Source organism: Trujillonella endophytica (genome assembly GCF_900110555.1).
Classification (GTDB): Bacteria; Actinomycetota; Actinomycetes; order Mycobacteriales; family Geodermatophilaceae; genus Trujillonella; species Trujillonella endophytica.
This window is the reverse complement of record NZ_FOEE01000002.1, coordinates 124972-149642: the sequence shown is the minus strand read 5'-3', so window position 1 is coordinate 149642 and position 24671 is coordinate 124972. Positions and strand designations below refer to the sequence as shown.

Below are 24671 nucleotides of genomic sequence, written 5' to 3'. Positions count from 1 at the left end.
TGACGTAGGTCTTACTCTATCGAGCTAACGCTCGTAAGGTGCCATCGGCAATGGCTTGCTGAGCGCATGACGCCCGAGGAGTGCCGGTGTTCCGCAGAGTCCTGGTCGCCAACCGTGGAGAGATCGCCATCCGGGCGTTCCGCGCCGCCTACGAGCTCGGGACCGCCACCATCGCCGTCTTCCCGTGGGAGGACCGCAACTCGGTCCACCGGCTCAAGGCGGACGAGAGCCACCAGATCGGCGAGGTCGGACATCCCGTCCGGGCGTACCTGTCGGTGGACGCGATCGTGGACGCAGCGAGGCGAGCCGACGCTGACGCCGTCTATCCCGGGTACGGGTTCCTCTCGGAGAACCCCGAGCTGGCGGAGGCCTGCGCAGCGGCAGGCATCACCTTCGTCGGGCCGCCGGCGGCGGTACTGGAGCTGACCGGCAACAAGGCGGCCGCCATCGCCGCGGCCAGGAGAGCCGGCTTGCCGGTGCTGGCTTCGAGCGCCCCCAGTTCCGACGTGGAGGAGCTGAGCGCCGCCGCCCGCGAGATGCAGTTCCCGGTCTTCGTCAAGGCCGTCGCCGGCGGTGGCGGTCGCGGGATGCGCCGCGTGGCGGAGCCGGAGGACCTCGTCGGGGCGATCCGAGCGGCGATGCGGGAAGCGGAGTCGGCCTTCGGCGATCCGACCGTCTTCCTCGAGCAGGCCGTCATCGATCCTCGGCACATCGAGGTGCAGATCCTCGCCGACGCCGCGGGCAACGTCGTCCACCTGTTCGAGCGCGACTGTTCCGTGCAGCGACGTCACCAGAAGGTGGTCGAGCTGGCGCCGGCACCCGACCTGGACCCGGCCCTGCGTGAGCGGATCTGCGCCGACGCCGTCCGGTTCGCCGAACAGATCGGCTACGTCAACGCCGGAACGGTGGAGTTCCTGGTCGACGCGGCCGGACGGCACGTGTTCATCGAGATGAACCCACGGATCCAGGTCGAGCACACGGTCACCGAAGAGGTCACCGACGTCGACCTCGTGTCCGCGCAGCTCCGGATCGCGGCCGGGGAGACGCTCGAGGACCTCGGACTGTCCCAGCAGACCATCCGGGTGCGCGGGGCGGCGCTGCAGTGCCGGATCACCACCGAGGACCCGACGAACGGTTTCCGGCCGGACACCGGCCGGATCACCACGTACCGGTCGCCCGGCGGCGCCGGCATCCGGTTGGACGGCGGCGCGTCCCTGGGTGGTCAGGTGGAGGCGCACTTCGACTCCCTGCTGGTGAAGCTCACCTGCCGGGGCCGGGATCTCGAGACCGCGGTCGCGAGGGCGCGGCGGGCGGTGGCGGAGTTCCGCATCCGCGGGGTGGCGACCAACATCCCGTTCCTCGCCGCGGTGCTGGACGACCCGGACTTCCGCGCCGGCCGGGTGACCACGTCCTTCATCGAGAGCAGGCCACACCTGCTCACCGCACGCAGCTCGGCGGACCGGGGGACCAAGCTGCTGACGTATCTGGCCGACGTGACGGTGAACCGGCCTCACGGCGACCGCCCGCACGTCGTCGACCCGGTGGAGAAGCTCCCGCCGGCGGACCTGCGGAGTCCGGCGCCCGACGGCTCGCGGCAGCGTCTGCTCGCGCTGGGGCCGGAGGGATTCGCCGCGGGGCTCCGGGCGCAGACGGAGCTCGCGGTCACCGATACCACCTTCCGGGACGCCCACCAGTCCCTGCTCGCCACGCGCGTGCGGACCAAGGACCTCCTCGGCGTCGCCGGCCACGTGGCCCGCACGACGCCGCAGCTGCTGTCCCTGGAGTGCTGGGGCGGAGCGACCTACGACGTGGCGCTGCGATTCCTCCACGAGGACCCGTGGGAACGGCTGGCGGCGCTGCGATCGGCCGTGCCCAACATCTGCCTGCAGATGCTGCTGCGCGGCCGCAACACCGTCGGCTACACGCCCTACCCGGAGGCGGTGACCGACGCCTTCGTCGCCGAGGCCGCCAGGACCGGCGTCGATGTGTTCCGGATCTTCGACGCGCTCAACGACGTCGCCCAGATGCGGCCGGCGATCGAGGCGGTCCGGTCCTCCGGCACGACGGTCGCGGAGGTGGCGCTGTGCTACACCGGCAACCTCTCCGATCCGGGCGAGCGGCTGTACACGCTGGACTACTACCTGCGGCTGGCCGAGCAGATCGTCGATGCCGGCGCGCACGTGCTGGCGATCAAGGACATGGCCGGACTGCTGCGCCCACCGGCCGCCGCGACCCTGGTGACCGCCCTGCGGCAGCGGTTCGAGCTGCCGGTGCACCTGCACACGCACGACACCGCGGGTGGCCAGCTGGCCACCCTGCTGGCCGCCTGGCAAGCGGGCGTGGACGCCGTCGACGGGGCAGTGGCTTCGATGGCCGGCACGACGAGTCAGCCACCGCTGTCGGCGATCGTGGCGGCCACCGACGCCACCGCGCGGGCCACCGGTCTCTCCCTGGCGGCGGTCAACGACCTGGAGCCCTACTGGGAGGCGGTCCGCCGGCTCTACGCCCCGTTCGAGTCCGGGCTCCCGGCACCGACCGGGCGCGTCTACACGCACGAGATCCCGGGGGGGCAGCTGTCCAACCTGCGCCAGCAGGCGATCGCCCTCGGTCTCGGCCAGCGCTTCGAGGAGGTCGAGGAGGCCTACGCGGGGGCCGATGCGCTCCTCGGCAGGCTGGTCAAGGTCACGCCGAGTTCGAAGGTCGTCGGTGATCTGGCGCTGCAACTGGTCGGGGCGGGTGTCGACCTCGAGGACTTCGGCTCCGACCCGGCCAGGCACGACCTGCCCGACTCGGTGATCGCCTTCCTCCGCGGTGAGCTCGGTGACCCCCCTGGCGGCTGGCCCGAGCCCTTCCGGACGCGGGCGCTCGAGGGTCGGCGCCCGTCCAGGCCGACAGCGGAACTGACCGCGGCCGACGAGGAGGGACTGGCTCAGGAGCCCAGGGCGACACTCAACCGGCTGCTGTTCCCGGGGCCCACCCGTGAGTACGAGGCTCACCGTGGCACCTTCGGCGACACCTCGGTGCTCCCGACGAAGGAGTTCCTCTACGGCCTGCGTCCGGGTGTCGAGCACGCCGTCGACATCGAGCCCGGCGTCACCCTCCTCATGAACATCGAGGCCATCGCGGATCCGGACGAGCGGGGCGTGCGCACCGTCATGTGCACCCTCAACGGTCAGCTGCGGCCCGTGGCGGTCCGCGACCACTCCGTCGACGCGCGGGTGAAGGCGGTCGAGAAGGCCGACCGAAGTCGACCTGGGCAGATCGGCGCTCCGTTCGCCGGCGCAGTCACGCTCAAGGTCGCGGAGGGCGAGTCTGTCGAGGTGGGCCAGCCAGTGGCCACCATCGAGGCGATGAAGATGGAGGCCACCATCAGCGCCCCGGTCGCCGGGACCGTCAGTCGCCTGGCGATCAACCCGGTGCAGCAGGTCGAGGGCGGAGACCTCCTCGTCGTGGTCGAGCTCAGAACCTGACCGTCGCCGTACGTACACGCGGACGCACGAACTCCGCCGGGATCACTCGGCGGCCACGATGAACCGGGGCGCAGTACCTGCGTCGCCAGGGAGGAGAAGGGCCCGTGACCAACCACGTGTACCGCTTGACCGAGATCGTCGGCAGCAGTCCGACCAGCGTCGACGACGCCATCCGCACCGGCGTGCGGAAGGCGGCGGAGACCGTCCGCAACATCGAGTGGTTCGAGGTCCAGGAAATCCGAGGACAGGTCGCCGACGGTGAGGTCGCGCATGTCCAGGTCGCCATGAAGGTGGGATTCCGCGTGGAGGACTGAGCGCTGCCTTCGCCGGGTTCGACTGCCCGGCTGCCCTCCCCCCATCCATGGGTCCTCGGGCATGCCTCGGAGGGCCGCCCACCCGTGAGGTGGGTTCTTCAAGCGAAAGGAAGGTCGATGACCTACGTCATCACCCAAGCCTGTGTCGATGTCCTCGACAAGGCGTGCATCGACGAGTGTCCGGTGGACTGCATCTACGAGGGCGACCGGATGCTCTACATCCACCCCGACGAGTGCGTCGACTGTGGTGCGTGCGAGCCGGTCTGCCCGGTGGAGGCCATCTACTACGAGGACGACGTCCCGGACAAGTGGAAGGACTTCTACAACGCCAACGTGGAGTTCTTCTCCGACCTGGGCAGCCCCGGCGGCGCCGCCAAGACCGGCAAGATCGCCAAGGACCACCCGCTGGTCGCGGCCCTGCCGCCCCAGGGCGAAGGGCACTGATCGCTCACCAAGCGGTCCTCGGCGATCCGGCGCCGCGGTTGGTCGGGACGGGACCTGGTGTCGGGGATTTCTCGTCTGATCCGGCCGAGTTGACCGCCGCCGACGTGGAGGGACTGGCTCAGGAGCCCTGGGCGAGCTCAACCGACTGCTGTGAGTCGGCGGTGCGCCACGTGTGCGCGCTCGATCGTCGTCGCAGCGGTGCCATAGCGAGTGATGATGGAGATGCTCACTGGCCGTCCGACCGGACGGCTACCCCGAGGTGCAGGAGAACCCCCTCGTGACCGTTCCCTCTGAGTACGAGCTGGGATTCGAGCAGGGCATCTGGCTGACCCAGGAGGCCCACGACCGGCTGAAGGCCGAGCTCGACCAGCTGGTGGCGAACCGCCCGGCCATGGCCGCCGAGATCAACGCCCGCCGTGAGGAGGGCGATCTCGAGAAGAACAGCGGCTACCACGCCGCCAAGGACGAGCAGGGCACGCAGGAGGGCCGCATCCGGCAGCTCTCCCACATCCTGCACTGGGCGAACGTCGGCGACGCCCCCACCGAGGCCACCCACGCGGCGACCGGGACGGTCATCACGATCCGCCTCCAGGGCGATGACAACACCGAGAAGTTCCTCCTCGGCTCCCGAGAGTTCGCCGGCATCACCGACCTCACCGTGCACTCGCCGACGTCTGCGTTGGGTGCGGCCGTCCTCGGCTCGGCACCAGGCGCGACGGTGACGTACCAGGTCCCCAACGGCCGGGACATCACAGTCGACGTCGTCGCTGTCGAGCGGTTCGCCCCCTGACGGGGGCGCACACCGAACCTGCGCCATGGCGCGCTTGCGGCGGGCGGAGAACACGAGCTTCCCGCACCTTGGTCCCGGGCTCCATACCCTCGACCCGGTTCACGAGGGCTGACTGCCGAAGGCTGAGTCGGAGCGCCCTTGCTGGCGGGGCGCGGAGCGCCCCCGACGCTCACCGGGAACAGGGACTGGGTCTGCGCCGAGTCCCGAGGAGTGAGCTGCTCGACGCGAGACGACACGTCGAGCCGCTGCACCCCTGAGCCCTCGCCCCCCGAGGAGGTCCGGTTCTCAGCCGCTACGGGGCGGCGTCACCGCGGGGTGCATCACCCGCAGAGACCACCTCGTCGATCCAGCGCAGGGCGGCGACTGCGGTGGGAAAACCGCACGTCGTGATGGCCGCCAGGGCGACGGCCTGGATCTCGTCGACGGTGGCGCCGTGTTCCAGTGCCTTGCGGACATTGGAGCGCACAGCTCCCTCGGCTTGGGCTCCCACGGCGAGAGCCAATGTGATCAGTCGATCGGTCTTGTGGTCGAAGGGGCAGCGGTCGCGGACCGTGCGAGCCAGCGCGCCCTGGGCCTCCGCAACATCGGGAAATTGCTCGGTGAAGTCGACGTAGATGCGTGGCAGGTACTCGGACACGGGCCCTCCTACTGCGACGGCGGACAGGCTCTGCCGAACCTAGCGAGGTCAGACGGCCGCAGCACATCCAGCACTGTTGCGTTGTCGGCACCGGTGCTGCCCCGACATTGAGCGGTGGACGCTGACGGGTTCGTCCTGCCCCCGGAACAGGCCCGCCCTCCGGGGGGGTCTCGACCCGGCACGATGTCCCCGCGCGGCACTACATTCGGGCTCGTGACCTCGTCGAGCCCGCTCCCGGACCCGGTGCTCCGCCGCGCCGACCCGGCGCCGGGCACCGGCGGGCTGGTCGACCGCTACGGCCGGACCGCCACCGATCTGCGGGTCTCGCTGACCGACCGGTGCAACCTGCGCTGCACGTACTGCATGCCGCCCGAGGGGCTGGACTGGCTGCCCAAGGTCGAGGTGCTGACCGACGAGGAGATCGTCCGGCTGGTGCGCATCGGCGTGGAGCGCCTCGGTGTCCGCGAGGTCCGCTTCACCGGCGGCGAGCCGCTGCTGCGCCCGGGCCTGCCCGGCATCGTCGCGGCCGCCACCGCCCTGCGGCCCCGCCCCGAGGTCAGCCTCACCACGAACGCGATCGGCCTGGCCCGGGTCGCCCCCGCACTGGCCGAGGCCGGGCTGGACCGGATCAACGTCAGCCTCGACACCCTGGACCCGGTCCGGTTCAAGCAGCTGACCATGCGCGACCGGCTCGGCGACGTCCTCGCCGGGATGGCCGCCGCTCAGGACGCCGGGCTGACGCCGGTCAAGGTCAACGCCGTCCTGCTGCACGGGATCAACGACGTCGACGCCGTCCCGCTGCTGGACTACTGCCTGGAGCACGGCTACCAGCTGCGGTTCATCGAGCAGATGCCGCTGGACGCCCACCACGCCTGGACCCGCGGCCGGATGGTCACCGCCGAGGACATCCTCGAGCGCCTCTCCGTCGCCCACACGCTCACGCCGGACACCGAGGCACGCGGCTCGGCCCCCGCGGAGCGCTGGCTGGTCGACGGCGGACCGTCCACGGTCGGGATCATCGCCTCGGTCACCCGGTCGTTCTGCGGCACCTGCGACCGCACCCGGCTGACCGCCGACGGCCAGATCCGCAACTGCCTCTTCGCCCGCGAGGAGTCCGACCTGCGGGCGGCGCTGCGGTCGGGTGCCACCGACGACGAGATCGCCGACCGCTGGCGGATCGCCACCCTGAGCAAGCTGCCCGGTCACGGGATCGACGACCCGAGCTTCCTGCAGCCCACCCGGCCCATGTCGGCGATCGGCGGCTGAGTCCCGTGAGCTCGGCTGTCACCGTCCGCTACTTCGCCGGCGCCCGCGCCGCGGCCGGCGTGGAGACCGAGGACCGGACGGCAGCCACGCTCGCCGACCTGGTCCGCCAGATCGCCGACGCGCACGGCCCCCGGCTGGAGAAGGTGCTCACCGCCTGCTCGTTCCTGGTCGACGGCCAGCAGGCACGCGACCCCGGCCTGGCACTGGCCCCGGGCACCGTCGTCGACGTGCTGCCACCCTTTGCCGGCGGATGACCGACGACCGACCTGCGGGCGGATGAACGGGTTCGGGGGAGGTGGAAGGCCCCCAAGCCGCCGCGCCGCGCAGGTCTTCGGGCAATGCGGGGGGACGCAGCGGACACGGTCGCGGCGCTGAGCAGGCGGCGTACGACGTCGAGGGCACCGTCCGGTCCTACCGGTGCGGTGGAGAGAGGGCGGCCCCGGATGCACAGCAGTCCGCTCGCACCGGGGATGGACCCGTCGCCGGGCCCTCCGCTGACGCGTCAGGGGCAGGCCACCCATTGCTCTTCGCCGTCGGCGAATACCTGCCGCTTCCAGATGGGCAGCCGCTTCTTCACCTCGTCGACGAGCTCAGCGCAGGCGGTGAAGGCCGCGTCCCGGTGAGCGGCGCTGACCGCGCAGGCCAGGGCGACGTCGCCGATGCCGAGCAGGCCGATCCGGTGCGAGACCGCGACCGCCTGCACCCCGGGCCGGGCAGCGAACTCCTCAGCGAGTCCCCGGATGACGTCGGCGGCGGTGGGGTGGCCGACGTACTCGAGCTCGGTCACCGACCGACCGCCGTCGTGGTCACGGACCACACCGGCGAAGCAGACGACGGCGCCGGCGGCTTCGTCGGCGACTGCATCCTCGTGCTGGGCGACTGACAGCGGCTCGTCGACGACCCGGGCGATCACGGTGTCGAAGGTACCGGGACCGGCGGTCCGTCGAGATCGGCCGGATCGTCCGGGCCGGGCAGTCGACCTCCAGACTCTCCCGGCGGCGGGTGCCCGGCCAGGGGGCGGCGGCGCCCTCGTCCGAGGTCGCCGTCCCGGGCGGTCCAGCGGCGCTCGTTCGGGCCGCATGCGCCTCGGGGTTGCATGACGTTGTGCGGCCGCCTACATTAGCGCTCGCTATACATCGGCAGCCGGAGAGGTCGTCCGCGGACCACTTCCAGAGCGGTGGCAAGGAGGCTCTGGACGAATGACGACCAGCAAGCCCCTGTGGCGCCGTGGGGTGGAAGCAGCCGACCGGGTAGCCGCGCCGGTCCTGGAAGGGGTCTCGCAGCACGAGGCCCTCGCCATCGCGCTGGGCCTGTTCCAGCAGACCCGGAAGGCGATCCGCCGGAGGACGGAGCGGACGTCGCGGCGGTTCCTGCACGCGTTGAACCTGCCGACGGCCAGCGACGTCAATCGACTGCTCAGTGTGATCGCCGCGGTGGAGAACCGCGTTCGCAGCCTCGATGACCAGGTGAAGGAGCGACTCCCGGTCGAGACCGATCTCGAGCCGCCGGCGCCCCGGAGCGAGGGGTGACCCGCTGACGCCGGCGAGTTCTCCTGACCTGCTGTCGCGGGTCACCCGGGAACTGCAGCGCATCCAGGTGCGGACGCGCAACGGACTGCGACACGTCGGCGGCCTGGCCACGGGACCGCTGGCGGTGACACCCAGTTCCGAGGTGTGGCGCCGTGACAACGTGGTGCTCTACCGATATCACGGCGAGGAGCGGGCGGGGATGGTCCCGATCGTGCTCGTCATGAGCCTCGTGACGAAGCCGTACGTCTTCGACCTCCGCCCCGGCAGCAGCCTGGTGCAGGACCTGCTGGACGCCGGGCACGACGTCTTCCTGCTCGACTGGGGGATCCCGGAGCCGGTCGACGCGCACAACGGGATCGACCGCTACACCGACCACTACCTCCCTCGCGCCGTGGAGGCGGCAGCATGTGTCGCCCAGTCGGCTGACGTCACCCTCTTCGGGTACTGCATGGGGGCCCTGCTGGCCCTGTTGTCGACGGCAGGCAACCCGCAGATGCCGGTGCGCAACATCGTCGCGCTGGCCACCCCGGTGAAGCTCCGGGACCTCAGCCCCATGACGACGATGCTGGCGGAGGGGCGACTCCGACCGGACGACCTGGTCGACGAGACCGGGAACGTCCCTGCGTCGTTGGTCATGGAGAGCCTGCGCATCGTCAAGCCGACAGCTCCGCTCGCCACCTACTCGAACCTCTGGCAGAGCCTGGCCGACGACGAGGCGTTGTCCGCCCACAACGCCCTGGTGGGTTGGTCGAACGACCACATCCCCTTCCCCGGCACCGCGTTCCGTCAGCTCGCGACCGACTACATCGCCGGAGGCGCCCCACTCGGCGGCACGGCTCCCGTCGGCGACCGGATCGTCAGTCTCGGCGACGTCCGGTGCCCGGTCCTGAGCGTCGTGGGTGCCAAGGACCACCTGGTTCCGCCAGAGGCGAGCGCACCCCTCGCAGAGCTGCTCTCCAACGCCGATCTCACCACTCTCGTCCTGCCGGCCGGTCACGCAGGACTCTTCATCGGCCGCCAGGCGCGCACCAAGTGCGTGCCCTCGATCATCGAGTGGCTGGCCGGACTCACGTGAGGAGAACCTCTCGCATGGCAGACCCCACCCCGGCCGACGTCCGGATCGAAGAACTCGGCCCGGACGGTGATCCGGCGGTCCAGTCCTTCCTCGAGAAGGTTCCTCGAGGGGAGTACTCCTTCCTCAAGGGCGATCTCGGCGACCCAGCCGTGATGGCGATCTGGAGGTCCCGGCACGGCGCGCAGACCTTCCTCGCCTACCTCGACGGCGAGCTCGCGGGCCTCCTCGCCGTCATCCCGGGCCTTGGCTGGTCACGGCACGTCGGCGAGTTCCGCATGGTGGTCGACCCGGCCAAGCGTGGCCGGGGCGTCGGAGCAGCGCTGGCACGGCGCGGGTTGATGGCGGCGGTGACGGCGGGCTTGGAGAAGATCACCGTCGAGGTGCTGGCTGAGCAGGAAGGGGTCGCGGCGGTCTTCCGGCAGCTCGCTTTCATCCCCGAGGCTCTCCTGACCGATCAGGTCCGGGACGACGACGGTCACCTCCACGACCTCCTGATCCTCGCCCATTCGGTGCAGCAGGCGTGGTCCGCGCTCGCCACCATCGGCATGGTGGAGAGCGGAGCCGAGGCGTGAAGGTGGTCGACAAGGCGCGGAACTCGTTGCCGTTCCTCCGCGCCAACGCGACGATCATCGAGCGGCCGGACCGGTTGGTGCGGGCGACGGTCGCGGCATTGCCGTACGGCAACGGGCTATTGGCCGGGGTGGCGGCCTCGGTCGCGCGGTACCCCCACGCACCGGCCGTCGTCGCGGCCGGCGAGCAGGTCACCTACCGCGAACTCTGGCGGGGTTCGACCGCGCTGGCGAGCGAACTCGCGAAGCGAGAGCTGACCTCCGAGAGCCGGATCGGGGTGCTCTGCCGGAACTCGCCGTGGTTCGTCCACGCCCTCCTCGGTGGCGCCCTCCTCGGCGCCGACATCGTGCTGCTCAACACCAGCTTCGGCCCGGCTCAACTGCAGGACACGATCGACGCCGAGGGCATCGACCTAGTGCTGCACGACGACGAGTTCGCGCAGGCCCTGGGCGGGACGCCGGCCATCTCCGTCTCCCGGATCCGCAAGATCGCCACGCAGGGATCGGGGCGCGCCACGCTGCCCCGTCCCCAGCGCCACAGCCGCCTGGTCGTTCTCACGTCCGGTACGACCGGCCGGCCCAAGGGGGCGAGCCGCCCGTCCGACGGCGCGGCGGCGGACGGAGTCGGCGCCCTGCTCGGATCGATCCCCCTGCGGGCACGCGACACAATCGTCGTGCCCGCGCCCTTCTTCCATGCCTGGGGCCTGGCCAGCCTGCTGATCGGGTTGGGTCTGTCCGAGACGATCGTCACCGCACCGCACTTCGATCCCGCGGGCGTCCTCGGGCTCGTCGACACCCATCGCGCCGATGCGTTGATCCTCGTCCCGACGATGCTGCAGCGCATCTGTTCCCTGCCGCCGCGTGAGCTGGCCCGGTTCCGGACCTGGTCGCTCAGGGTCATCGCCGCGAGCGGGTCCGCCATACCCGGGCCGTTGGTGACCGAGGTCCTCGACCGGTTCGGTCCGATCCTCTACAACGTCTACGGCTCGACCGAGGTCGCCGCCGCGACGATCGCAGGGCCGCGCGACCTCCGGGCTGCGCCGACCACCGCAGGACGCCGCGCGACCGGGGTACGGGTGGCCGTCCTCGACCCGGCCGGCTCACCGGCCGGTGCGGGTGAGACCGGACGCGTCTTCGTCGGCAACGCGGCCCGCTTCGACGGTTATACCGGTGGCGGTGGGAAGGAGTCGGTCGACGGCCTGCTCTCCACCGGCGACCTCGGCCACTTCGACGGGCGCGGGCTGCTGTTCGTCGACGGTCGCGAGGACGACATGATCGTCTCGGGGGGAGAGAACGTCTATCCGACCGAGGTGGAACACCTGCTCAACGACCACCCGGACATCGAGGAAGCAGTGGTCATCGGGGTGGAGGACCCCACCTTCGGGCGCGCACTGAAGGCCGTCGTGGTCGCCAAGGACGGGCGTTCGCTGGATCCCGAGGACCTCAAGGCCTACGTCGCCGAGCGTCTGGCCCGGTACAAGGTTCCGCGCCAGTTCGCCTTCCTCGACGAACTGCCACGGACAGCGACCGGCAAGGTCTTGAGGAGACAACTGGCATGAACGCGGATCCAGCGAGCGCCGACCTCCGGAACGACTCCCTCCAGCTCCGGGTGGCGCGGGCACTCCAGCCGCTCGCCTCGAGCCCGCACTTCGCACGCACCGTGGCGATGGGCATCCGCACCGAAGCGGCCTGGCGAACCCTGATCGAGTCGGAACTGCGACTCGTCGGCCTGCGTACCGCCAACCAGCGCCGCCGCCGTCAAGAACGACGGGAGTCCCCGGCCGGGCTCGCCTCCCGGCGCGGGCGGCGCCTGGTCGTGAACTGGCACGAGGGTGGCGCCGGTCCCGCTCTGCTCCTGCTGAACGGATGGACGGCGAGCGGGCTGGTGTGGCCCGAGGAATGGGTTCGGGACCTCGAAGAGCGCTTCCGGGTGATCAGGGTCGACAACCGAGGAACGGGGTGGTCCCGGTCCGCGCCGGCCCCGTACACCATGGCCGATCTCGCCGACGACGCGGCCGAGGTGCTGCGTGCGTGCGACATCGAGGACGCCACGGTGCTCGGCGTCTCCATGGGCGGGATGGTCGCCCAGGAGCTGACCCTCCGTCATCCGGACCGGGTGAACCGGCTGGTCCTCGTCTGCACGGCCCCACCGGTCCCCGCCCAGATCGTCCCCGATCCCGCTCCCTTCCTGGCCTCCCTCGGTCGTCCCCTGCCCGGGGTGGACCTGCACCAGCACATGCAGGGCCTGTGGAGCAGCTACGCGGCCCCGTCCTTCGCCCAGGACCATCCCGAGGTCTTCGACGACATCGCGTCGCAGATCCTCCGCCGTGTGACACCTCGGCCGCGGGTGCTCGACCAACTCCGGGCCGCCCGTTCCTGGCACGGTTCCGACCGGCTCCGCCGCATCGACGTCCCGACCACGGTCGTCCACGGTGATCGAGACCCGCTGATGCCCCTCGGCAACGGGATGCGCCTGGCGCAGCTCATCCCCGGGGCTGACTACGTCGAGCTGGAAGGCGTCGGGCACCTACCACCGCACGAAGCGGGCGCCGACCTCCTCGAGATCCTCCGCGGCTGACCGACGGCGGCGCACGCCTGGACCACCTGGATCGTCGGGTGGCCCGCCGGCGCAGACACGTGCGCGCCTCGGCGGAGTGCGTGGTCGAGCGAGTTCCTGCGATCGTCCGACACGAAGCCGACGCGCGGCATCCGCGAGCGTGGCCGATCTCGGTCGGAGGGGTTCCCCTATCGAGCGATAGCTCATACCCTTCGGAGGACAGGAGGAGAGTCACGTCACTGCTGGGTCGACCGGGGAGTCGGAAGCCCCGTCACTGACCGGTGGGGGACCGCCTCCTCACCGCCGCATCACTCCCGTCGGCCGGCACCGCCGGCACCGGGCTGGGCTGCCGCGAGTGGCGAGGCGTGCGGCAGGCCGTATCCAGTGCAGGAGGTCCGATGAACAGTGCTGTTGATGTCGTGACGGACGAGGTGCGCAAGCGGCACCGCGTCGTCATCCGTTTCGCCGGGGACTCGGGCGACGGCATGCAGTTGACAGGTGACCGGTTCACCGCAGAGGCGGCCGCGTTCGGCAACGACCTCTCGACGTTGCCGAACTACCCGGCGGAGATCCGCGCCCCTCACGGCACGTTGGCCGGGGTGTCGAGTTTCCAGCTGCACTTCGCCGACTACGACATCCTCACGCCCGGCGACCGGCCCGACGTGCTGGTCGCCATGAACCCCGCGGCGCTGAAGGCGAACGCGGCGGACCTCCCGGCCGGTGGCGTCCTCATCGTGGACACCGATGAGTTCACCCCACGGAACCTGGCGAAGGTCGGCTACGCGACCGACCCGCTGGAGGACGGCTCGCTCGCGCCGTACACCGTGCACCGGGTCGCGATGACCACCCTCACCACGTCGGCGCTGGCGCCGTTGGGCATCGGCAAGAAGGAGGCGGAGCGCAGCAAGAACATGTTCGCCCTCGGCCTGCTCTCCTGGATGTACTCACGGCCGACCGAGGGGACCGAGCGCTGGCTGCGCGAGAAGTTCGCCCGCCGGCCGGAGATCGCCGAGGCCAACGTCGTCGCCTTCCGCACCGGGCACGCCTACGGCGAGACCACCGAGGCGTTCGCGGTGCGCACCGAGGTGTCTCCGGCGGTGCTGCCCGACGGGACCTACCGGCAGGTCACCGGAAACACCGCGCTGGCCTACGGGATCGTGGCCGCCGGACAGCGGTTCGGCCTGCCGGTGTTCCTCGGCTCGTACCCGATCACTCCGGCATCGGACATCCTGCACGAGCTGTCCCGGCTCAAGCGGTTCGAGGTGACGACCTTCCAGGCCGAGGACGAGATCGCCGGGATCGGCGCGGCCATCGGCGCCGCCTATGGCGGGGCGCTGGGAGTGACCACGACGTCCGGGCCCGGTCTGTCACTGAAGAGCGAGGCCCTGGGGCTGGCCGTGATGATCGAGCTGCCGCTGCTGGTGGTCGACGTCCAGCGCGGTGGCCCCTCCACGGGGCTGCCGACGAAGACCGAGCAGTCGGACCTGCTGCAAGCGGTGTTCGGCCGCAACGGCGAGTCCCCGGTGCCCGTGGTCGCGCCGTCATCGCCGGCCGACGCGTTCGACGCCGCAGTGGACGCGGTCCGCATCGCGGTCACGTACCGGACGCCGGTGCTGCTCCTGTCCGACGGCGCCATCGCCAACGGGTCCGAGCCGTGGCGGCTGCCCGACGCCGGCGAGCTGGTGGCGACGCCGGTGGCCTTCCAGTCCGAACCCAACGGTCCCGACGGGCAGTTCCTGCCCTATGCGCGGGACACCGAGACCCTGGCGCGGCCGTGGACGGTGCCCGGCACGCCCGGGATGGAGCACCGGGTGGGAGGGCTTGAGAAGGCCGACGGCACCGGCAACATCTCCTACGACGGGGACAACCACGAGCGGATGGTGCGGCTGCGCCAGGCCAAGGTCGACGGGATCAGCGTTCCTGACCTCGAGGTCGACGACCCGACCGGGGACGCGCAGGTGCTCGTGCTCGGCTGGGGCTCCACCTTCGGCCCGATAGGCGCGGCGGTGCGCCGGCTGCGCGCGGCGGGGCACGCAGTGGCGCGCGCGCACGTGCGCCACCTCAACCCGCTACCGGCCAACACGGAGGCCGTGCTGCGCAGCTACCGGCGCGTGGTGGTCCCGGAGATGAACCTGGGCCAGTTGGCCTTCCTGCTGCAGGGGCGGTTCGCGCTGCCCGTCGTCTCGGTCACGAAGGTCGCGGGCCTGCCGTTCGGCGCCGCGGAGCTCGAGGACCGGCTGCAGCCCCATCTGACCGACGACGAGAGGATCGAGGTGCCGGCGTGACCGCCATCGACCTGGGGATGCCGCAGCTCGGCGGCCTGGACCTGGTTCCCACCGCCGACGACGTGCAGAAGGCCAAGGACTACACCAGCGACCAGGAGGTGCGCTGGTGCCCCGGCTGCGGGGACTACGCCGTGCTGGCCGCCGTCCGCTCGTTCCTGCCGACACTGTCGATCCGGCGGGAGAACACCGTCTTCGTCTCCGGCATCGGCTGCTCGTCCCGGTTCCCTTACTACCTGGACACCTATGGCATGCACTCCATCCACGGCCGCGCTCCGGCGATCGCGACCGGCCTGGCGATCTCCCGACCGGACCTGTCGGTCTTCGTCGTCACGGGAGACGGCGACGCGCTGTCCATCGGCGGCAACCACCTGATCCACGCGCTGCGCCGCAACGTCAACGTCACGATCCTGCTGTTCAACAACCGGATCTACGGGCTCACCAAGGGGCAGTACTCGCCGACCTCGGAGGTCGGAAAGGTCACCAAGTCCACCCCGATGGGCTCGCTGGACCACCCGTTCAACCCCGTGTCCCTCGCGCTCGGCGCGGAGGCGACGTTCGTCGGCCGGGCCATGGACTCCGACCGCAAGGGGCTCACCGCCGTGCTCGAGGCGGCCGCACGGCACCGGGGCGCCTCGCTGGTGGAGATCTACCAGGACTGCCCCATCTTCAACGACGGGTCCTTCGACGTACTGCGCCGACCCGACGACTCGGAGTCCCGAGTCATTCCCGTGGTCGCCGGGCAACCGATCACCTTCGGGAACGAAGGCCGGTGGGCGGTGGTGCGGCGCGGCTTCGGCCTGAGGGTGGCGCCCACCGCCGAGGTCGCGCCCGAGGACGTGGTCGTGCACGACCCGGCCGATCTCGAACTGTCCTTCGCGCTGTCCCGGCTGTCCGACCAGGAGCTCGACCACGCCGTGTTCGGTGTGCTGCGTCAGGTGGACCGGCCCACCTACGACGACGCAACCCGGGCGCAGGTACAACAGGCCGTCGACGGTGGCGGGGACGACCTGATCGGGCTGCTGCATGGCCGCGACACCTGGACGGTCCGCGACGGCGCGGTCCTGCCGCACACGACGACTGGAGACAGCGCTCGATGAGCGACACCATCGCCGTCCTCGGCGGAACCGGCGCGCTGGGCCGCGCCCTCGCCCTGCGGCTGGCCCGAGCCGGGCACCTCGTCGTCCTCGGCTCCCGGGACGCCGAGCGGGCCCGGGCCTCGGCCGCCGAGCTTCGCGAGACGCTGTCAGCGACCGGCGTGGACGCCCGGGTGGACGGAGAGGCGAACGCCGGAGCAGCCTCGGCCGGCGAGATCGTGCTGCTGGCCACCCCGTGGGACGAGTGCGGCGCGTCGATCACTGCGCTGACCGGCGAGCTGGCCGGCCGGCTGGTCGTGTCGTGCATCAACCCGCTGGGGTTCGACGCAAAGGGCCCGCACGGCATCGCTGTCGCCGAGGGCAGCGCCGCCGAGCAGGTGGCCGCGCTGCTGCCGGCCTCGACCGTCACCGCCGCGTTCCACCATCTGTCGGCGCCCAGCGTCGCCGACCTGGACAACGACCTGTCCGGCGAGGACGTGCTCGTCTGCGGGGACGACGCAGCCGCCCGCGCCCGGGTGGTGCAGCTGGCCGCCGACGTGACCGGCCGGCCGGGGGTGGAGGTCGGCGCGCTGCGTCAGGCGCGGGTGCTGGAGCCCTTCACCGCCGTGATCATCGCGGTGAACAAGCGCTATCGGACCCGTGCCGGCGTGCTGATGACCCACGTCGACCCGGCCCGCCCGGCCCCGGCCCCGAAGGCCGCTGCGCAGGCGCACGCATGAGCGGCGTCTCGTCGACCACACCCGCGCCCCACAATTGGCGGCGGTCATCCCATCTGACGGTTCAGGAGGTTTCCGGGCGCTACGCCACGTTCTCGCCGACGCGGAACGGGTTGCCCCAGAAGGCGGGACGAGCCACCACCACGGCGCCGGCGGGCTTGCACCAGCCCCAGATTCGGCTGAGCCGAATGCGAGCTTCCCGCTTCGCCGGTGCAGGTCCGCGGCCTCGAGGTCCCCGGCGAACTCGGCTGGCTTTCGGCGCAGCGGGTGGGGAGGGGCGGTTGCTCGGGCGGCAGTCGGCTGCTCGGCGTCGATGGGCATGTGCGCTGCTCCAAGGACCCCTGAGCCCGTGAGCTTCGAGAGACCTCGAACGGACGTCCGCAAGTCCGAGATCGAGACGCTTGACAGCGGCGGCCCGCCTGCGCGGGAATCCTTGATCAGGCGCCAAATGTCACGTTGGTGGGCGCACCGACGACTTAAACGAGGGCGATGCAGGTGGTGTTCTCGCGTGCTGCGTGATGACGGGCATGCCTTCTGTTCCGACCAGTGCCTCGCCGACTGGACTGCATGTCGGTTGCTCAGCCTGCGCAACCCGTGAACGGGAGGTTGTCCGAGCGCAACCGGCGCGAGCTTTCGCGCGGGTGCCGACTGCTTCACAGCGAACTGGAGGAGCCGCGTGAGGACGTCGCCACTGCAGTGCAGACCTGCGCGTCCTTCATGTCGACTTCGAGGGGCCGCGACGCACTTACGACGATTAATCAACCGTAATTTCCACTTCCCAGTCGACGTTGGTTAACTCGCGACACGCGAAGCGAACTGCGCTCCCATCGCCGGCCAATTCCGCCCAACACGGACAAAGGGGCCCGGCGCGTTCTCGCAGGGTCTCTGGTTTCGGGCGGCCGGCCCGCAGTGACGCTCGGCGTCACGGGTACTAAGCGCCAATGAGTCCGAGCATTGTGGTCTGCTATTCCACATGACAGATTCCGACAGCGGGCACACACGGCTGCCTCGGGACCGGTCACCGGATGGCCCAGCCCGACCTGCGCCGGTCAAGCGGTGCGCTCGCTGCCGTGAGTCGAAGCCGCTCGATGCGTTCGCAGTGAGGGACCGCGGCGGTCAGGGGCGAACAGGAACGTGCCTGCAGTGCATGGCCGAGCGGCGCCAGCTCGAGACCTTCGGCTGCACGCGCTGTTCCCGGGTGCTGCCCGGAACTGCCTTCCACGCCGGCAACGGCGTGCAGGCGGTAAGTCAGCCATGTAAGGAGTGCAAGTCAACGATCAAAACGGCGGCGACTCGGGAGCGACGGGTGTCGGGTGGACGAGCGCCGTACCACCTGCTCAGCGAGGTAGACCCCGAAGCGCGAAAGGCGGTCTGCAGGGAGTGCGGGCCGGTCCACATCTACGCGACCGGGACAAAGGCCGGGCGTGGTTGGCGCTGCGGCGCCCGGTCAGACGAGATCAGCGACGAGAACTACGCGGCTCGCGAAGACATCGCTGACAAGTTCGCTTCCAAGAAGTGGCACCGCATCCGCAACGTTGACGGCGCAGCCATGCGCGGTGAGTGCAGCCAGTGCGGCGACGTGCCGGTGGGGTGGAACCAGTCGGGGCAGTACTTCGTCTGCAAGAGCCCGGCACGCAAGCGCCGGCACGCGGACGCCGAGCGGCGACGCCGACGTCTGCTGCAGTACGGGTTGACTCCCGAGGAGTACGAGGAGATGAAGGAGGCCCAAGGTGGCGTCTGTGCCATCTGTGGCGGCACCAGTGCCCGGGCGGACGGTGATGGCGCGCTAGTCATCGACCACGACCACGGGACCGGACGAGTCCGCGCCTTGCTCTGCAACCTCTGCAACGCGGGCATCGGCCATCTTCGGGATGACCCGAAAATCATGCTGGCAGCGATCGAGTACGTGACCTTTCACGCTGCTCGGTTGACTCAGGAGGATTCCTGAGTCGCTGCGACGGTCGCTATATCGATCACCAGGGCTGTGTGAGGCCCACGCCGCGGAGCGACGCAAATGCTTCGCGAAGTACGTCGACGGGCTCGCGAGGTCGGTGTCTCGAAACGAGGCCCGCTCCTCCACCAAGGGTCGGGTGCACCGCACTGTGACCGACACGAATCTCGCGACGATCCGCGCCTGGGCAGCATCGAACGGGATGACGGTGAGCCCGCGGGGCCGAACAAAAGCCGAGATGCTCGAGGCGTTCCGCGCGGCCGACAGTCTCCCTGTCCGAGGCTAAGCGCGCAGCGCTGTTTCCAGCAGTTCAGCGATGCGCTCCTGGGGTACCGAACACTCGCGCACGCAGTCGAGTTCGACCGGTTGCTCGCGGTCCCACCCGACAGCCGCAGTGTCCCCGCAGTGCGGACACCGCTCCCACGTAATCAGCTCGCTCACGACTTCCCCCAGGCTTTGGCTGTCCGGCGATGGTTCCCGTCGCAGCGCCCGACGAACCGGGTCAGAAGTCCTCGGTGACGCACGTCGCAATGCGCCGGAGTCCGGCTCACGCATCGAGGCAAACGCCACTGCCGCCAGCTGTGCTCAATTGCACGGCAGTGCTGGATTGTCCGAGACTCCTCGCTCGATGTGGACCCCTCGATCGGCGGACGATGACGCAAGTGCCGGCTCACATCCGCGTCTTCGAGGAACGCCGCCGCGTCGACGTGCCCCGCGACGTCCAGTTGAGGCAAACGAAGGGGCACTTGGGAGGTCCTTGGGGGCCGAGGCTCTGTTTTCTTGTCACCAGCTGCGCCGGAGTGCGTGGAGACGTACGCGCGCTGCTGGGGGCACCGCCGTGCTGCTGCTTGCGCCTCAACAGCTTGATCGGTGAGGACTGTTGCTTCTGCGTGAGAGCCGACGTCCATGGGCGTCTTCTCAGGTCAGGAGCTCAACGCCTCTAGAACTGCGGCGGCGCCGGTGGTGGCGACCTTCCGGCCGAAGTAGACGTCGGTGGTCATCGACGTGTTGGCGTGGCCCAGCTGGTCGGCGGCCGCCCTGGAGGAAAGCCCGGCTTGGTCCATGAGGGTTGCCACGGTCTTGCGGAAGGCGTGCGAGGTGACCCAGTCGAAGCCGGCGGTGGCAAAAGCTTCCCGCAGGTCGGCCTGGGTGTTGGAGGGGTCCCGCCAGCCGCCCAGCGGAGCCGGGAAGACCGGTCGGCTCCCGCTGTCGGCGCCGGTGGCGTGCAGGCGTTCGGCTCGGTCACGCAGCATCGCGGTGCACCAGCGCGGCAGCACCAGGGTGCGGTGCCCGGCGTCGGTCTTGGTCGACTTGACCACCAGCCCCTGGCCGCGGACGCGGACGGCGGCGGCCCGCACGTGGATGGTGCCGACCTCGAGGTCGACGGCGTCCCAGGCCAGACCGCAGGCCTCGCCGATGCGCAGCCCGGTGGCCATGAGGAAGGCGACCAGGTCAGGCACATCCCGGGCGATGGCCCGGTCGTCGTAGGTCAGGGCGGCGCGCAGCTGGCGCAGCTGCGGCACGGTCAGCGCCCGCGGCGCCTTCTTGGCTCTGCTGTTCACCGGACCGAGGGCTCGCACCGGATTCTGAGCAAGAGCGTCGTGACGGGCAGCCAGCGTGCACATGCCCGACAGCACCGATCGACACATCCGAGCTGTCGCTACTCCATGCTGGTCGGTGATGCCTCTCAGATGCCGGTCGAGGTTGCCGACGCTCAGCTCCCGCACCCTCAGCTGTCCCAGCCTGGGCAGGATCTGTCGGTCCAGCCGGGCCCGGTAGGCCTGCATGGTGACGGGGGAGAGGTCGGTCAACGCGGCGTACCAGGCCTCGGCCAGTGTCGACACCCGGGAGCTGGCGGTGATGTCACCGTTCGCGTGGTCACCGGCGCGGTCCCGTAGCGCCGCCTTGAGCGCTCGCTCGGCCGCCGCCTTGGTCTTGCCGTGCCGTTCCACAGCCCGCGTCCGGCCGTCGTAGTCGCGTGCCGTTGTGCAGGCTCGGTAGCCGGTGTCGGTGTTGTAGAAGCGGATGGTGCCGTAGGTGCCCAGCTCAAGCGGTGGTCGCCCCATGGGCCCGCAGCTTACCCACACTTTACCCGCATGAAATGAGGGTCAACAGGAGAGCGCAAAGGTCCACAACGGCTTGGATGGCTCGACATATGCAGTGGTCAGAGGCTAGTCATGGGACGATGCGGTGCGTACCGGACAGGTGCGACCGGACAATCGCAGGGTTACTGGTTCGAGTCCAGTCGGGGGAGCATCTCCGCAGGTCAGACGCTCGAGCGCCGCTCGGCCGAGGCCCCGTACGACGAACGAGCGACGCAGATTCTGCCGGGCTCGGCACCGTCGAGGCCAGGTGACCAGCGCTCGGGGCTGCCGTCGACGCATTCGCTGCGGACGAGGGCGCGGCGGCACGGGATGATGCCCCGGTGAGCGCGCCTGAGCCGGTCGTCCCCGTCCGCGAGCGGATGCGCCGGGAGACCTGGCTGGCCATCCGCGAGGCGGCGTACCGGCTGATCGCCGAGCGCGGCTTCGACGCGGTGAGCGTCGAGGACATCGCCGCCGCGGCGGGCGTCTCCCGCGCGACGTTCTTCAACTACTTCGCGAGCAAGCTGGCCGTGATCCAGGACCCCGCGCCGGGGGATCGGGAGGCCTGGTCGGGGCTGTTCGACCGGCCGGCGGACGAGGAGCTGTGGGACTCCCTCGTCGCGATCCTGGTCGACTTCGCCGCGCTCTCCGCGGACCAGGCGCTCAAGGTGCGGGCGCTGTACGACCGGTCACCCGAGCTGCACGCCCACTCGGCCGGTCACACGCACCCGTTCTACGTCGACCTGCGGGAATTCGTCGGACGGCGGACCGCCCCGGGAGCCGAGCGCGACGCGGCGCTGCTGCTGAACGTCGCACTGATCGTGTCCGACACCGCGCACGTGCAGTGGACGCCGAGCCCGGCCCGCCCCTTCGCGGTCGAGCTCGCCGACACGTTCGACCGCCTGTCGGTACAGCTGTCGCCGGCGACGGGGTAGCGGTGGGACCCGTCGGGAAACCTTGACGCTCTCGTTAGACCCGATCTACGGTCTGGACCCAGTCCATCCAGCCGTGTCGATCGGGTCCGACCCGTCGTACCGGTGTCCCGACCGGAGGAGTTCCCGTGCTCGACGAGGTCAGGAATGTGCTCAACGGGGAGCCGTACCACGTGGGGATCGTGGTCGAGGACGTCGGCGCCGCGATGGAGGAGTACGGCGCCCTCTTCGGCGTCCAGTGGGGTCAGCGCCGGAAGGCCGAGTTCCCGGTGGAGCTGCGGGGGACGCGGCGGACGCTGAGGTTCGACTCGGTCTTCGCCACCAGCGGCCCGGTGCGGGTGGAGCTGACGGTGCAGAAGCCGGACACGTTCTGGCGCGCCGGGGGCGGGATGCATCACCTCGGGTTCTGGTCCGACGACCCGATGGCGGACTCCCGGCGGCTCACCGCGGCCGGCTACGAGGAGGAGGCCCGGCTCTTCCCGTTCCCCGACGACCCGGTCGCCTCGGTCGCCTTCCACCGCGGGCCGCAGGGCATCTTCGTGGAGCTCGTCTCCTCCACGATGCGGGCGGGCAGTGAAGCGGGCTGGTCGGCACCGGCATGAGGATCGGGTTCGTCGGGGCCGGCCGGATGGGCCGGCCGATCGTCGACCGCCTCGTCGCCGCCGGCCACGCCGTCACCGTGCTGGCCCGGCGTCCGGAGGCGCGCGCGGCCGCCGAGGCCGACGGCCTGACGTGCGCCGGCACCGTGGCCGAGACCGTCCGCGCAGCGGAGGTCGTGTTCTGCGTCGTGCTCGACGACGCGCAGGTGCGGGCCGCGTTCCTGGGGGAGGGCGACGGGCTGGCGGCGATGCCGGAGGGCGCGGTCCTCGTCCAGCACACCACCTGCGACCCGGGCACCCTGCAGGTGCTGGCCGAGGCCGGTGCCGCCCGGGGCGCCCGGGTCCTGGACGCGGCGCTGTCCGGTGGCCCGCACGACATCGCCGAGGGCCGGCTCACCCTGTGGGTGGGCGGAGACGACCGGGTCCTGGCCGAGGTCCGGCCGCTGCTGGAGACCTACGCGTCGCCGGTCATGCCGGTGGGCGGGCTCGGGAACGGCCAGCGGGTGAAGCTGGTCAACAACGCCCTGTTCGTGTCGCAGGTCGGCCTCGCGATCGACGCCGTGCGCGTCGCGCGGCAGCTCGGCATCGACGAGGCCGCCATCCTCGCCGCGGTCCAGCACGGCAGCGGCGCGAGCCGGGCGCTCGGCATCGTCGCGGGGATGGGCGTGACCGCGGTCGGCGACCACCTGGCCGAGCTGATGCTCAAGGACGTCCTCGTAGTGCGCGAGATCGCCGAGCGCACCGGCGTCGACCTGGGCGCGATCGGCGGGGTGCTGTCCTCGGCCGCGGTCGAGCAGGGCGTCCTGCGCGGGGGAGCCCCACCCGGCCGGAGCGCCGTTGCCGCCCGTCCGGCGCAGACGGCGATGAAGGACCACTGAGCACCACTCACGCAGCGCAGGAGAGGACCCCACCATGTCGCAGTCCGCGGACGGCGATCGCTCGACGGCCCAGCTCGTGCAGGAGCTGTGGGACATCGAGCAGATCAAGCAGCTCAAGGCCCGCTACTTCCGGCTCATCGACCTCAAGGACTGGGAGGCCTGGCGGGACCTGTTCACCGAGGACTGCCTGCACCACCTCCCGCAGGAGGCGAACCGCCCGCCGACGAGCAACGCCGACTACCTCGAGCAGGTCCCGCAGTTCCTGGCCGACGCGATGACCGTCCACCACGGGCACATGCCGGAGATCACGATCCTCAGCGACACCGAGGCGGAGGGCATCTGGTCGATGTTCGACTACGTGCTCATGCCCGGGAAGCCCGAGGGCATCAAGGGCTACGGCCACTACGAGGAGACCTACCGCAAGGGCGCCGACGGCCGGTGGCGGATCAGCTCCAAGCGCAACACCCGGATCCGGCTCGATCAGGTCCCGAACACGCTCCCGACCGCGACGGCCGGGTCGGCGTGACGGACCGGGGGAACGGGCCGACGACCGCGCTGACGATCGGTTTCGTCGGACTGGGCGCCATGGGAGGCCGGCTCGCGGCCCGGCTGGCCGGCGTCGGCGACCTGACGGTGTACGACGCGTCGGCCGAGGTCCTGGAGCGTTTCCGCGGCCGGGCGACGCTGGGCTCGGGCGTCGCGGACGCCGGGAAGGGCGCCGACGTCGTCGGCATCTGCGTCCGCACCGCCCAACAGGTCGACGAGTGCGTGGACGCGCTGCTGCCGGTCCTGGCGCCGGGGAGCCTGCTCATGGTGCACAGCACCGTGGCCCCGGAGGTCGTCCGGGCGGCCGCGGACCGGTGCCGGGTCCGGGGCGTCGACCTCGTGGACGCCGCGGTGACGGTGACCCGGTACGACGGCGCCGACGCCCCGTTCGTCCTCGCGATGGTCGGGGGCGAGGAGGTGGTCGTCGAGCGCGCGCGCCCGCTCCTCGACGCCTACGCCACCGACACGATCCGCGTCGGACCGCTGGGCTCGGGGATGTCGATGAAGATCATCAACAACCTCACGTCGCTCATGCAGATCCTCGTCGCCGAGGAGGCGCTCCGGCTCGCGGCCCTCACCTCCGTGCCGGCCGACGTCGTCCGGGCCGTGATGGAGCGCAACGGCGTCTGGACGCCGCTCATGACGGCCATCGGGATGCGTGCCGGCCGTGCCCCCGCCGACCGCGCAGAGCTCTCCCAGCGACAGGTCCAGGCGGCCAACGGGGTCAAGGACCTCGCACTGGCCGAGGCCCTGGCCAGGAGCGTGGACACCCCCAGCGCGGCGGCCACCTTCGGCAAGGGCCAGTACTGGTGGGCCTTCATGGCCGACCTGCCCGAGACCCGGGTGTAGCCGCCCGGAGCGGGGCCCCGGGCCCCATCGCACGACCGCTCACCGCACACCGCACACCGCACACCCCATCACGCTCGCTCGACGAC

At 70.8% G+C, this 24671-nt stretch carries 24 protein-coding genes; 21 read left to right on the top strand and 3 right to left on the bottom strand.

Annotated features, from left to right (window positions below):
* Positions 1 to 86 precede the first annotated feature (86 nt).
* From BMY88_RS03680 to greA, 4 genes are all read left to right on the top strand, one after another.
* Positions 87 to 3470, top strand: a complete 3384-nt coding sequence (locus tag BMY88_RS03680; protein WP_091940330.1) for a pyruvate carboxylase — start codon at positions 87 to 89, stop codon at positions 3468 to 3470.
* A gap of 104 nt (positions 3471 to 3574) precedes the next feature.
* A complete protein-coding gene (locus BMY88_RS03675; RefSeq protein ID WP_091940328.1) occupies positions 3575 to 3784 on the top strand; it encodes a dodecin in 210 nt (69 codons plus the stop codon).
* A 117-nt stretch (positions 3785 to 3901) separates the two neighbouring features.
* Positions 3902 to 4228, top strand: a complete 327-nt coding sequence (gene fdxA, locus BMY88_RS03670) for a ferredoxin (RefSeq protein ID WP_091114765.1) — start codon at positions 3902 to 3904, stop codon at positions 4226 to 4228.
* Between the two features lie 277 nt (positions 4229 to 4505).
* The gene (gene greA / locus BMY88_RS03665) at positions 4506 to 5018 is read left to right on the top strand and encodes a transcription elongation factor GreA (RefSeq protein WP_091940326.1); all 513 of its coding nucleotides are present in this window, start codon (positions 4506 to 4508) and stop codon (positions 5016 to 5018) included.
* A 292-nt stretch (positions 5019 to 5310) separates the two neighbouring features.
* Here the strand turns inward: greA and BMY88_RS03660 are convergent, their stop codons facing one another.
* Positions 5311 to 5655 (bottom strand): carboxymuconolactone decarboxylase family protein, encoded by a 345-nt coding sequence (locus BMY88_RS03660; RefSeq protein ID WP_091940324.1) that lies wholly within the window; start codon positions 5653 to 5655, stop codon positions 5311 to 5313.
* Positions 5656 to 5868: 213 nt separating this feature from the next.
* Here BMY88_RS03660 and moaA point away from each other — a divergent pair, with 213 nt between their 5' ends.
* A complete protein-coding gene (gene moaA, locus BMY88_RS03655; protein ID WP_244524430.1) occupies positions 5869 to 6921 on the top strand; it encodes a GTP 3',8-cyclase MoaA in 1053 nt (350 codons plus the stop codon).
* Positions 6922 to 6926: 5 nt separating this feature from the next.
* Positions 6927 to 7175 (top strand): MoaD/ThiS family protein, encoded by a 249-nt coding sequence (locus BMY88_RS03650; RefSeq protein WP_091940320.1) that lies wholly within the window; start codon positions 6927 to 6929, stop codon positions 7173 to 7175.
* 248 nt (positions 7176 to 7423) lie between these two features.
* On the opposite strand, the gene BMY88_RS03645 is transcribed toward BMY88_RS03650, so the two are convergent.
* Positions 7424 to 7834, bottom strand: a complete 411-nt coding sequence (locus tag BMY88_RS03645) for a molybdenum cofactor biosynthesis protein MoaE (protein ID WP_091940318.1) — start codon at positions 7832 to 7834, stop codon at positions 7424 to 7426.
* A gap of 286 nt (positions 7835 to 8120) precedes the next feature.
* Between BMY88_RS03645 and BMY88_RS03640 the strand changes: the two genes are divergently transcribed.
* The 10 genes from BMY88_RS03640 (at position 8121) to BMY88_RS24825 (ending at position 18983) form a co-directional block, all read left to right on the top strand.
* Positions 8121 to 8450, top strand: coding sequence for a hypothetical protein (locus BMY88_RS03640; protein WP_091940316.1), 330 nt, complete (start codon positions 8121 to 8123; stop codon positions 8448 to 8450).
* Between the two features lie 124 nt (positions 8451 to 8574).
* Complete coding sequence (locus BMY88_RS03635; protein WP_211435474.1) at positions 8575 to 9525, top strand: alpha/beta fold hydrolase; 951 nt, start codon at positions 8575 to 8577, stop codon at positions 9523 to 9525.
* Between the two features lie 14 nt (positions 9526 to 9539).
* Positions 9540 to 10097 carry a GNAT family N-acetyltransferase gene (locus tag BMY88_RS03630; protein ID WP_091940313.1) on the top strand — a complete coding sequence of 186 codons (558 nt, stop codon included), beginning with the start codon at positions 9540 to 9542 and terminating at the stop codon, positions 10095 to 10097.
* Complete coding sequence (locus tag BMY88_RS03625; protein WP_211435473.1) at positions 10094 to 11653, top strand: AMP-binding protein; 1560 nt, start codon at positions 10094 to 10096, stop codon at positions 11651 to 11653. Before BMY88_RS03630 ends, BMY88_RS03625 begins: the two co-directional genes overlap by 4 nt.
* Positions 11650 to 12672, top strand: coding sequence for an alpha/beta fold hydrolase (locus BMY88_RS03620; protein WP_091940311.1), 1023 nt, complete (start codon positions 11650 to 11652; stop codon positions 12670 to 12672). Before BMY88_RS03625 ends, BMY88_RS03620 begins: the two co-directional genes overlap by 4 nt.
* Before the next feature lie 377 nt (positions 12673 to 13049).
* Positions 13050 to 14936, top strand: a complete 1887-nt coding sequence (locus BMY88_RS03615) for a 2-oxoacid:acceptor oxidoreductase subunit alpha (protein WP_091940309.1) — start codon at positions 13050 to 13052, stop codon at positions 14934 to 14936.
* Complete coding sequence (locus BMY88_RS03610) at positions 14933 to 16033, top strand: 2-oxoacid:ferredoxin oxidoreductase subunit beta (protein ID WP_091940307.1); 1101 nt, start codon at positions 14933 to 14935, stop codon at positions 16031 to 16033. Before BMY88_RS03615 ends, BMY88_RS03610 begins: the two co-directional genes overlap by 4 nt.
* On the top strand, positions 16030 to 16749 hold the full coding sequence (gene npdG / locus BMY88_RS03605; protein WP_091940305.1) for an NADPH-dependent F420 reductase: 720 nt from the start codon (positions 16030 to 16032) through the stop codon (positions 16747 to 16749). The genes BMY88_RS03610 and npdG overlap by 4 nt, the downstream gene beginning before the upstream one ends.
* A 1144-nt stretch (positions 16750 to 17893) precedes the next feature.
* The gene (locus BMY88_RS03600; RefSeq protein WP_170860949.1) at positions 17894 to 18694 is read left to right on the top strand and encodes an endonuclease VII domain-containing protein; all 801 of its coding nucleotides are present in this window, start codon (positions 17894 to 17896) and stop codon (positions 18692 to 18694) included.
* A gap of 103 nt (positions 18695 to 18797) precedes the next feature.
* The gene (locus tag BMY88_RS24825; protein ID WP_428978303.1) at positions 18798 to 18983 is read left to right on the top strand and encodes an Lsr2 family DNA-binding protein; all 186 of its coding nucleotides are present in this window, start codon (positions 18798 to 18800) and stop codon (positions 18981 to 18983) included.
* 637 nt (positions 18984 to 19620) lie between these two features.
* Here BMY88_RS24825 and BMY88_RS03590 read toward each other — a convergent pair.
* Positions 19621 to 20763 (bottom strand): site-specific integrase, encoded by a 1143-nt coding sequence (locus tag BMY88_RS03590; protein WP_091940299.1) that lies wholly within the window; start codon positions 20761 to 20763, stop codon positions 19621 to 19623.
* Positions 20764 to 21122: 359 nt separating this feature from the next.
* Here BMY88_RS03590 and BMY88_RS24080 point away from each other — a divergent pair, with 359 nt between their 5' ends.
* The 5 genes from BMY88_RS24080 to BMY88_RS03565 all read left to right on the top strand — a co-directional run bounded on the left by BMY88_RS24080 (position 21123) and on the right by BMY88_RS03565 (position 24585).
* The gene (locus BMY88_RS24080; RefSeq protein WP_211435472.1) at positions 21123 to 21716 is read left to right on the top strand and encodes a TetR family transcriptional regulator; all 594 of its coding nucleotides are present in this window, start codon (positions 21123 to 21125) and stop codon (positions 21714 to 21716) included.
* Positions 21717 to 21841: 125 nt separating this feature from the next.
* Positions 21842 to 22315: a VOC family protein gene (locus tag BMY88_RS03580; RefSeq protein WP_091940297.1), complete on the top strand. Its 474-nt coding sequence runs from the start codon at positions 21842 to 21844 to the stop codon at positions 22313 to 22315.
* Positions 22312 to 23190, top strand: coding sequence for an NAD(P)-dependent oxidoreductase (locus BMY88_RS03575; RefSeq protein ID WP_091940295.1), 879 nt, complete (start codon positions 22312 to 22314; stop codon positions 23188 to 23190). The genes BMY88_RS03580 and BMY88_RS03575 overlap by 4 nt, the downstream gene beginning before the upstream one ends.
* Positions 23191 to 23224: 34 nt before the next feature.
* Positions 23225 to 23716: a nuclear transport factor 2 family protein gene (locus tag BMY88_RS03570; RefSeq protein WP_091940293.1), complete on the top strand. Its 492-nt coding sequence runs from the start codon at positions 23225 to 23227 to the stop codon at positions 23714 to 23716.
* Positions 23713 to 24585, top strand: coding sequence for an NAD(P)-dependent oxidoreductase (locus tag BMY88_RS03565; protein WP_091940291.1), 873 nt, complete (start codon positions 23713 to 23715; stop codon positions 24583 to 24585). Before BMY88_RS03570 ends, BMY88_RS03565 begins: the two co-directional genes overlap by 4 nt.
* Positions 24586 to 24671: the final 86 nt, after the last annotated feature.